General features: G+C 37.9%; 8 protein-coding genes and 1 pseudogene. 6 read left to right on the top strand and 3 right to left on the bottom strand.

The window, feature by feature from the left end; all coding sequences use genetic code 11:
* Positions 1 to 1,527, bottom strand: a pseudogene (locus tag R3333_RS09010) (excinuclease ABC subunit A); the annotation flags it as partial.
* A gap of 319 nt (positions 1,528 to 1,846) precedes the next feature.
* Here R3333_RS09010 and dnaB point away from each other — a divergent pair.
* From dnaB to R3333_RS08980, 6 genes are all read left to right on the top strand, one after another.
* Complete coding sequence (gene dnaB / locus R3333_RS09005) at positions 1,847 to 3,412, top strand: replicative DNA helicase (RefSeq protein WP_318958459.1); 1,566 nt, start codon at positions 1,847 to 1,849, stop codon at positions 3,410 to 3,412.
* A gap of 34 nt (positions 3,413 to 3,446) precedes the next feature.
* On the top strand, positions 3,447 to 4,703 hold the full coding sequence (locus R3333_RS09000) for an asparagine synthetase B (RefSeq protein ID WP_318958458.1): 1,257 nt from the start codon (positions 3,447 to 3,449) through the stop codon (positions 4,701 to 4,703).
* The gene (locus tag R3333_RS08995; protein ID WP_318958457.1) at positions 4,704 to 5,174 is read left to right on the top strand and encodes a hypothetical protein; all 471 of its coding nucleotides are present in this window, start codon (positions 4,704 to 4,706) and stop codon (positions 5,172 to 5,174) included.
* 2 nt (positions 5,175 to 5,176) lie between these two features.
* Positions 5,177 to 6,388 (top strand): 3-phosphoshikimate 1-carboxyvinyltransferase, encoded by a 1,212-nt coding sequence (locus R3333_RS08990; RefSeq protein WP_318958456.1) that lies wholly within the window; start codon positions 5,177 to 5,179, stop codon positions 6,386 to 6,388.
* Positions 6,389 to 6,421: 33 nt separating this feature from the next.
* Positions 6,422 to 6,784 carry a hypothetical protein gene (locus R3333_RS08985; RefSeq protein WP_318958455.1) on the top strand — a complete coding sequence of 121 codons (363 nt, stop codon included), beginning with the start codon at positions 6,422 to 6,424 and terminating at the stop codon, positions 6,782 to 6,784.
* Positions 6,785 to 6,862: 78 nt separating this feature from the next.
* Positions 6,863 to 8,680, top strand: a complete 1,818-nt coding sequence (locus R3333_RS08980; protein ID WP_318958454.1) for a gliding motility-associated C-terminal domain-containing protein — start codon at positions 6,863 to 6,865, stop codon at positions 8,678 to 8,680.
* Positions 8,681 to 8,733: 53 nt separating this feature from the next.
* Here R3333_RS08980 and R3333_RS08975 read toward each other — a convergent pair whose 3' ends face one another.
* Entirely contained in the window at positions 8,734 to 9,786 is a 1,053-nt protein-coding gene (locus R3333_RS08975; RefSeq protein ID WP_318958453.1) for a methyltransferase domain-containing protein, read from the bottom strand.
* 170 nt (positions 9,787 to 9,956) lie between these two features.
* Positions 9,957 to 10,289, bottom strand: a 333-nt coding sequence (locus R3333_RS08970; protein WP_413468680.1) for a helix-turn-helix domain-containing protein, incomplete at its 5' end; no start/stop codon positions are given.

Raw genomic sequence — 10,289 nt, 5'->3', positions numbered from 1 at the left:
AGCTTGATCATTTACCGTTTGAATATTGAATGCTTCTTTTCTAGCATATTCCTTCAAAGTTCTTTCTACTTCCTTCGATTTTCGAGTAAAAACTGTAAGGCCACCCTTTAACTTTTCCATTCCCTGTTCCAACGCAATGGGAGTGGCTATCTGCTCATCTTCGCTCAAAGCAAGTTTAGTAGGGGTGTTCAATGTTTTATGCGCAAGGAATTCGCTTTTACTTCCATTAAACACAATTTCTCCACCTTCAGCTCCAGCCTTAAGTCCTAACTCAACAATCCAATCTGCGGATTGAATAAAGTTTAAATCGTGTTCCACTACCATTACCGTGTTCCCCTTGTACAGAAGTCGGTCTATAATATAGCGCAAATGCTTTTGATAGGTTTCGGGTAAACCTATGGAAGGTTCATCGAAAACATACAAAATACCTTGTAAATTACTGTTGACTTGTTTCACCAACTTCATCCTTTGGGCATCACCGGAAGAAATTGCCGTGCTCTGCGTGCTCAATTGATAATGTCCCATTCCAAGATGAATAAGGTCATACAATTGTGTACATAATTTATCCACTAAAACCTGCTCTCCTCCATATAAGGAAAATCCCTTTAACTTAGCGTAGAGTTCCTCTAAAGAAAACTCCATCCATTCTTTAAAATTATAACCTTGCCATGTATATTTTAAATGTTCTGCTTTAATTCGTGCACCTTTACAAGAAGGACATTCCATAGCACTTGCAAAACGCAAAATGTTTGGATTTCTATCTCTTTTCAAAATGTCTTTCATAATGGGCATCATGCCTTTATAGTAGCCTTCCTCTCGTGGCTTAGCTTTTAAACCTTCCCAGCGCAGGCGCGACTCTATGCTGTGTTTTCCATAAAACACCTTCAACTTGTCACTCCCATTTAAGATGACATCTTGTTGCTCTTCTGTTAAATCTTTCCAAGGAACATCCACAGAAAAACCGTGTGCCTTGCACACTTTATTGAGTTCGTCTACTGTAACTTGAGAATAAACGATATACCCATTCGGTAAAGTTGTAACAATAGCACCTTCACGTAAAGTTTTGCTGGGGTCACCTACCAATTTATCGATATCTATGTACTCAGCCTCCCCTATACCTCTGCAGGTTGCACACATACCTTTAGGATGGTTAAAAGAGAACAACGATTTACTCATAGCTTCCTTACCTGAATAACGCGCAAAAAGAATACGAAACAAAGGCGCAAGCTCAGAAAGCGTCCCAAAGGTTGCATTGATTGATTGAAACCTTTTGCTTTGCTCCACTTTAATTACAGGTGGTAAATCTTTCAACTCATCCACATCAGCAGAAGGAATACGTTGCGCATTTTGTTGATTATAAGCCGGCAAACTTTCTAAGAAATAACGATACCCTTCATTACCAATAACCCCCATGGCTAAGGATGATTTTCCAGAACCCGAAAGACCGGTAACCACAATTAACTGATTTTCTGGAAGGCTTAATGAAACGTTCTTAAGATTGTTCTGTCTGGCATTTACTACGCGCATAAAGAATGAAAATTAATGTGTTTTGCTAAGGTAGAAAACTTAGACAGTTAGACAGGTGGTGAACTATATTTTCAAAACCTAAGTGCAACAGGATTTAACTATAAAAGGCAGAGGGAGTTTCAGACAGAGCAGAATCAAGATTAACTGTTACACAACAAACATAAAACCATGTATTTTAACGAGTTACACACTTTTGATTTCAAAGCTTGCATTCCTACAGTTTTCAACAATTCGTTGATAAGTCACTTTCTTTAAACAACTCATCAATTCACTAAAATTATGCTATTAAAGCCCGCTTCGATTTTCTATATTTGTGCCTATGGAGAATGGGGAAAACAACCAACGCGTAAGTAAAGGTAGACTACAACGTGTAAAATCTACGATGGGAGAAATCGGAAAAGTACCACCACAAGCAATAGAACTAGAGCAGGCGGTGTTGGGTGCCATGATGTTGGAGAAAAGTGCGGTGAACGATGCGATTGACGTATTGGGTACACCTGAAGCTTTTTACGATCCAAAACACCAAGCCATTTTCAATTGTATACAACAATTATTTGGTGCTTCTGAACCGATTGACTTATTAACAATCACAGAAAAGTTAAAACAACTTGGAGAGTTAGAATTAGCTGGAGGTGTTGTTTATTTATCATCGCTTACCCAACGAATAGGTTCTGTGGCGCACATTGAAGCCCACGCCCGTATCATTATCCAGAAATACATTCAGCGTCAAGTAATTAAAATGAGTAACGACTTGTTAAAGAACTCATTTGACGAAACCAAAGATGTATTTGAATTACTTGGAAATGCCCAAGAAGAGTTGTTTGCCATTACGCAGAACAACATGAAAAAAGGGTACCACACCATGCAAACGTCTATGATGGAGGCCATGGCCGAAATTGAGCGTGCTACCAAAATACAGGATGGTGTATCTGGGATTCCTACCGGATTTAAAGATTTGGATAAAATTACTGCGGGTTGGCAGCGTTCGGATATGATTGTAATTGCCGCTCGTCCTGCCATGGGTAAAACTGCCTTCGTACTTTCAATGGCTAGAAATACTGCCGTAGATTACAACCAAGGTGTAGCAGTATTCTCTCTGGAGATGTCAAACGTACAGTTGGTAAAACGTTTGATTTCATCGGAGACGCGTATTCCAGCAGAAAAATTAAGAAAAGGTAACTTGGCCGATCATGAGATGCAACAACTGCACTCACGTATTACACGATTGACCAATGCTCCAATTTTCATCGATGATACACCAGGTATCTCTATCTTCGAATTGAGAGCCAAGTGTAGACGATTGAAAGATAAATACGACATCAACATGGTAATCATTGATTACTTGCAGTTGATGACTGCGGGTTCTAACAATAAAGGAGTTGGTTCTCGTGAACAAGAGATTTCTCAAATCTCGCGTTCGATTAAGGAAATTGCCCGTGAATTGAACATCCCAGTGATTGCACTTTCTCAGCTTTCGCGTTCGGTTGAACAAAGGGGTGGTGATAAAAGACCTGTACTTTCTGACCTTAGGGAATCTGGAGCTATTGAGCAGGATGCCGATATCGTATCATTTATTTACCGTCCAGAATACTATGGAATTACAGAAGATGATTATGGCCCTACACAAGGAGTTGGAGATATCATCATTGCAAAACACCGTAACGGTGCCACGGATACAGTTCGTTTGAAGTTTATCGGTAAATATGCACGTTTCGAAAACAGAGATGCTGCATTCGATGAACACGAAGAAGTTGTTCCAAGTGCTATGAATCCTTCAGCAGGATTTGAAGACCAGCCAAATACAATGACCGTTCGTAGTAAAATGGATGAAATAGAAGACGATTTTAACTTTTCAAGCAATGACTTTGACGATACTCCGTTTTAAATCATAAATTAGAGGAAATCGCAACGTTAATGCCATGCAAAAAATCATTTTTTTTCTATTTCTACTTTTTGGTTTACAAGCCAAAGCTACGCAGATCATCGTTCCAATGGATGCCGGTCAAAGCAATCATTTAAAGGCCTATGGAGCTGCGTTTTTTGTATTGGAAAATGAAGTAGTAATTGAATGGCTACTGAATTACAGAGGAGGAGCTTTTCTCATGCCACATTTAAGCACAATAGAAGACATGCTTATTATTCGTGGTGTGAGTTACGAAATCTTAGCAGATGGTCAAGTTGAAGCTATTAAAAGAGAAATTGCTAACCCTGAAGTGAATCAAGAAGTGGTGCAATTGGAAAAAGCACCAAAAATTGCAGTATACACTCCTGGTGGGAAACAACCCTGGGATGACGCCGTAACTCTGGTGATGGAATATGCAGAAATACCTTATGATAAGGTATACGACAGTACAGTAATCGCTGGTGGATTAGTAGAATATGACTGGTTGCATTTGCACCATGAAGACTTCACAGGACAATACGGAAAATTCTACGCTAATTTTAAAAATGCCCCGTGGTACAGACAACAAGTTGCAGAACTAGAACAAAGTGCCCGAAAACTAGGCTTTGAAAAAGTCTCTGACATGAAATTAGCAGTTGCCGCTAACATTAAGAGTTTCGTTTTTGGAGGAGGCTTCTTATTTACAATGTGTAGCGGGACTGATAGTTATGACATCGCCCTTGCCGCGCATGAAACAGATATTTGTGAAGACATGTACGACGGTGATCCAGCAGATCCAAATTGTCAAGAAAAACTAGATTACAGCAACAGTTTTGCTTTCGAAAACTACGAATTAGAACAAAACCCACTGGTTTACGAATACAGCGAAATTGATGGTACCGCAGACCACAGAAAAGTAAATGAAAAAAACGACTACTTTACTTTATTCGATTTCTCTGCAAAATGGGATGTCGTTCCCACCATGTTGACCCAATGTCACACAGATATTATCCCTGGTTTTTACGGACAAACAACGGACTTCAGAAAAGAATACATCAAATCGAATGTTACCATAATGGGTGAATCTCAAAATTTAGGAACGGTGCGCTATATACACGGAGAACACGGTATGGGTACTTGGACGTTTTATGGAGGACATGACCCTGAAGATTACCAGCACAGAGTGGGTGACCCACCCACAGATTTAAACCTTCACCCTAACTCTCCAGGTTATAGATTAATCTTAAATAATATTCTTTTCCCAGCAGCGAAAAAGAAAAAACGCAAAACATAAATGATACAGTTACTTCGTAACAAAGCCTTAACAGGAATCCTTCTTTTCCTAACAGCAACAGGCCTTTTGTTTTATTACCGAGAAGAACTTTCAGAACGCTTTATTTCTAGAATAGTAGGCTACAACTTTGAGTACTACCTCTCGCCTTTCATGCCCTTGATTTTATTGCTTTTAATTGCTGTAAACTTAGGATTGATCATTGCTTTAATGAAAAACGAAAACCTTCAAACTTCTGAAAAAGTAAAAGTAGCTAGCAAACACTTGTTGACCTTTTTAGTTTTTGGTATTGTTGGTTGGGGAATTCACTTCTACTCCATTCTTGACCTCTTGAAAAATCAAGGTTCTATGGCGGTTTTAGAAGGAAACATTTTACTCTATCACATTTCAGATATCGCTTTGGTTCTTGGTTTTGGACTTGGAGCTGTACTCTTTATGCGCAAAGCTATTCATCACGGAAAAATTGATTTTTAGTCATGAAATTACAACGTGTGAATGCAATGCCAAAAGGGAAAGAAATACAACTTCCTGCAAGTAAAAGCATTGCAAACAGAGCATTGATTATACAAGCTTTGAGCAAGGAAGAAATTGTAATCACAAATCTTTCTAACGCCAGAGATACACAAACCATGTTGCAGTTATTGCAAAATGAGGGACAGGTGAAGGACGTAAAAGATGCTGGAACCACTATGCGTTTTCTTACTGCATATTATGCCCTGCAAAACGATAACTTCATCCTCCAAGGAACGGAGCGCATGCACCAACGTCCAATTGGTATTTTAGTAGATGCTTTGCGTAATTTAGGAGCTCAAATCAGTTATTTAGGTGAAGAAGGATATCCTCCTTTGGAAATACATCCCTTCCAACCTATTAATGCATGTCAAGAATTAGTTATAGATAGCAGTATAAGCAGTCAGTACATCTCTGCTTTATTGATGGTAGCACCACTTTTACCCAATGGATTATTTTTCAAACTCGAAGGTAAAACCGCTTCTAAACCTTACATCAATATGACCTTAGAATTGATGCAGCAATTTGGCATTACCTTGCGTCATTACGAAAATAAAATACGCGTAAACCCTGGCAGGTATTCGGGTGGAGAATTAAGGGTTGAGAATGATTGGTCGGCAGCAAGCTATTGGTATAGCTTTTTAATACTTTCTGACTTAGAAGAATTGTTTTTACCAGGACTTCAAGAAAATTCCTTACAAGGCGACGCTGTTATCGCAGCCATTGCAACCGTTTTTGGAATAGAAACAAGTTTTGATGACGAAGGTGCCACGCTTAAGAAAGTGCCTAAAGAATTCCCAACAGAACTCAAATTAAACGTTCAAAATTGTCCGGACTTAGCCCAAACCTTGGCTGTATTATGCGGTGTAACGGGAGTTGAATTACATTTAGACGGTATACACAGTTTACGCATCAAAGAAACCGATAGAGTGAAGGCACTACAAACCGAACTGGCACGTTTAAATGTAGAAGTAGAAGATTTCGGTGAAAGCATCAAGATCTATGGAAAGCAAATCAAAGAACTTCCTAAAAACTTAAGTATTACCACCTATGAAGACCATAGAATGGCCATGTCTTTTGCACCTCTAGTAAACCTGGGAGAAATAGACATACAACATCCTGAAGTGGTGGAAAAATCCTATCCAAAATTCTGGGAAGAGCTTCAAAAAATGATTTAAATTCAGTACTTTAACCCTATCAAACCGTGCTTTATGCAAAAACTAGCTTTTATAATTATTTGTTCTTCATTCTTTTTCAGTTGTAAGAAAACGCTATGGATTACACCTACACGAGATATTACTGACACAGTTAAGGTAAATACAGATTACGTCTACAATTTTATGGTCAACAGTGCCGAAGATGAAGTAGAAATGATTTCGGAACCTTTACACGCTGATACAAGTGAATATTTCTCGGATTCCACAGAACTCTATCCTTACTCTTATTTCTATTCTACGGAACAAAATTACACCGGAGAAGATTACATAGAATTCAACATCAAGCGCAAATCTTCAGCGGATAATTATGACTTACCAGAGGAAGAACGTTTGAGGATTACTTTGATTATTGAGTAGTTATTTTTCAAATCTACTACCAACTTTACGATCAGCCACTCCGTTGTTATCAACAACAGGTAATAGTAAATCTCCTAAATGACATTAAAGCACCTAATACTATTCTTTATATTTACTGCATCTTGTTTCTGGACCGCTGCACAGAACCTAGTTCCGAATCCTAGTTTTGAGAATACGGTTTCACTACCTTGTGTTGGAGGTGTAGCTGTAAATCAATTTAATAGCTATTTTCAAGATTGGAATTTACCTACTCTGGCAACTTCAGATTTCTTTAGCCTTAATGTACCAAATACTTGTTCTATTTATTGCTTAAACTCACCATGGAATCATTTACCAAAATCAGGTAATAATATGGTAGGCGCATATTGTTCGAGTATTTACAATGATTCTAATTCGAGAGAATATATACAAACTCAATTGCTGCAAACTCTAACACCTGGTCAGCATTATTATGCAAAGTTTCATGTTTCCTTAGCTGCAAAAAGTAGATTTGCATCTAATAATCTTGGAATGTATTTTTCTGATACACTTATTAACTCGTTTCAATCTGATGTATTAAATTTTACTCCTCAAATTATTGAACAAAAAATTATTACGGATTCGGTAAACTGGGTTAAAATTTCAGGAACTTTCACAGCGTCAAGTCCCTCTCAATATATAATCCTTGGTTGTTTTAGTAACGGTCAAAACACTTCATTAACACCTACAAATCATAACGACATTGTATTCAACGAATATTCTTATTATTTCTTTGATGACATCTTAGTTAAAGAAACTTGTTTAACACATTCACCTGACACTACTATTTGTCAGAATACCTCTGCGACCTTGAATGTAAACTCCAATAGCTTTATTGGCTGGGCAGAAAGTACAAATCCAAGTACAATTCTCTCCACAAGTAACAATTTTACGGTAAGTCCTCAACAATCTACCAACTATCTTATTTATTCCCAATGTGATACTTTTGACATTTGGGTTTATGTTCAGGAGCCTTTCACGTTTAATATTGGAAATGACACTACCTTATGTCCCGACGAAACTTTAACACTTTCACCGCAATACAAAGGCAACTCCTATTTATGGTCTAATGGATCAACTGACTCAACCATTACAGTAAATAGCGCGGGTTTATATTCTCTTGAAATAACTAAAAATGGTTGCTCTAGTTCTGACAATATAATGGTAGACTATTACCCCGAACAAATCTTTTCATTCGATCAAGATACTGCTATCTTCTGCCCTGGAGACACCTTGAATTTCTTGTATAATCTCAATAATGCCAATTACTTATGGTCGGATAATTCTACTTCAAATTCCATCAGTATTACACAAACCCAAAACCTTAGTTTAGCGGTAGAGCAAAATGGATGTACGTACGAAGACAGCATCTTAATTTATACACCTCCAGGTCCTCAAGTCAATTTAGGAACAGACACAAGCATCTGTGAGGATTTATCCATTGTTTTAAACGCACATCACCCCTACTCAACATTTTTATGGCAGGATGGATCTACAGAAGCTGAACTTATTGTAAATGAAGCAGGAACTTACTGGGTTAATGTTGAAAATTGTTTTGAAGCAAGTGATACCATTTTAATTGAAACAGAAAATTGTGATTGTGTACTTTATCTACCCAACACTTTTACCCCTAACCAAAATGGTGTGAACGATGAAATATCTGCTGTAGCCAGTTGTCCCTTAGATCAATTCGAATTCATTATCTACAACAGATGGGGAAAGGTAGTTTTTCATTCGAATAACATCCAAGATTTCTGGAATGGGACGGTTAAAAACCAACTCACTAATACAACTTGTTTTAGCTATAGTTTACAATATTCATTCGCCGATGATGCTTTTGTCCATACTAAATACGGGCATATAAATATGTTGTATTAAACAAAAAAGGACCATCTCAGTAGACAGTCCTTCTTCCATAATATTATCGTTTACTAGCAGCAAGAAGCTTCTGTTCCTGGCTCTCCAATAGAAAACGGCATAGCACCCCCACAACCTTCAAAAATTCCGTAGTGTGTGCTCCAATCTCCATAGAATTCGAAATCTTCTTTAAAACGTGTATCGTGTAGCATTTTGTAGGTATTACCACATACCGCCATCACTTTACCCGCAGGGAAATTATGATGATCATCTAAATCAAAAGATGCTTTCTCTTCTGTGATTGTCCCCTTGTATTTCACAGCTTGACCGTAATCTTCACAGTCAGACTCCAGTCCGTCTATTTTAAACAAACGATAGGTAACACTAAAACAATTGATATCCCCCAACTTCTCTTCTAGTTCAGGATTCTCAACCGTAATCACTTTGTTTTCTACTGCTCTCGGATCTGTAAATCCAACTTTCTTGGCAATGTTTAAGAAGTCATTCCAATACAATGCTCCAGAAATACATTCCCCCCACAACACAGGGTCCTTTTGTAGTTCCACAGGGAAACGACGGTCTGCATACACATCTGAGAAGTACATTTCTCCACCTGGTTTCAAAAGATGAAAAGCATCACGCAGAACTTTCTCTTTATTTTCCGCCAAGTTGATCACACAATTAGAGATAATTAAATCAAAGCTACCCGGTTCTAGATCCAATTCATCCAAGGCTTCGATATTCCCTTTTAAAAAGCGAACATTTGACGTAGCATACCCAAATTTCTCTCTGTGGTATTCTAGATGCTCGTTGGCCACAGCTAATTGCTCATCGGTCATATCTACACCTACAACCTCACCTTGTTCACCTACTAATTTTGCTGCGATATAACAATCTCTACCTGAACCTGAACCTAAATCCAAAATCTTCAATCCTTTCACTTTAGAAGGAATGGTTAATCCACAACCGTAATATTTCGCCTGAACTTCATCGTGAACATCTCTCAACGCTTCCATAATATGCTTTGGTGGAGCGGTTAATGTGCAACATGCATTCGTTTTCAAGTCTTCCGACTTCTCTAATTCTTTTCCGTAGTATTCTTGTACTGAAGTATGAATTTCACTCATATTTATCGTCTATGATTATTGTCTATTTAACATAGGTACGCAAACGCATTTCCTATGGATTTAGTTTGGTCGTATAAAACTAAAATTTCTTACAGATTGAGCGCGTAACAAATAGACATAAAAAAAGCGAACAACTTTCATTGTCCGCTTTTCTCTATATTTTTTTACGTTTAGTTGGCCATTTCTGACATAAACTTAATACGCATCAATCTTAATTCTTCTTCACTGTAATCACCGTCGAACTCTTCGTAGGCCTCTTTCAGATCATCAGTTTCAGCATCTGAGAAGTATTCGTAAATCTCTTCGTGCTCACCATCATCTAACATATCATCTATGTAGTAATTGATGTTCACGCGCGTTCCAGATTGAACAATCATTTCAATTTCATCCAAAACCTCGTTCAAACTTTTCCCCTGTGAAGATCCTATATCTTCTAGCGGTAGTTTTCTATCGATGTTTTGGATTAAACGTACTTTCATTCCACTTTTATTGACCAATTGCTT

The sequence above is a fragment of the Lishizhenia sp. genome (assembly GCF_033720595.1).
Classification (GTDB): domain Bacteria; phylum Bacteroidota; class Bacteroidia; order Flavobacteriales_D; family Crocinitomicaceae; genus Lishizhenia.
The sequence above is the reverse complement of the archived record's forward strand: the minus strand, read 5'-3'. Positions and strand labels throughout refer to the sequence as shown.

Excerpts from the sequence above, each read along its gene's own strand:
- dnaB (WP_318958459.1), top strand. The coding sequence starts at position 1,847 with ATGGAGAATGGGGAAAACAACCAACGCGTAAGTAAAGGTAGACTACAA.
- R3333_RS09000 (WP_318958458.1), top strand. The coding sequence starts at position 3,447 with ATGCAAAAAATCATTTTTTTTCTATTTCTACTTTTTGGTTTACAAGCC.
- R3333_RS08995 (WP_318958457.1), top strand. The coding sequence starts at position 4,704 with ATGATACAGTTACTTCGTAACAAAGCCTTAACAGGAATCCTTCTTTTC.
- R3333_RS08990 (WP_318958456.1), top strand. The coding sequence starts at position 5,177 with ATGAAATTACAACGTGTGAATGCAATGCCAAAAGGGAAAGAAATACAA.
- R3333_RS08985 (WP_318958455.1), top strand. The coding sequence starts at position 6,422 with ATGCAAAAACTAGCTTTTATAATTATTTGTTCTTCATTCTTTTTCAGT.
- R3333_RS08980 (WP_318958454.1), top strand. The coding sequence starts at position 6,863 with ATGACATTAAAGCACCTAATACTATTCTTTATATTTACTGCATCTTGT.
- R3333_RS08975 (WP_318958453.1), bottom strand. The coding sequence starts at position 9,786 with ATGAGTGAAATTCATACTTCAGTACAAGAATACTACGGAAAAGAATTA.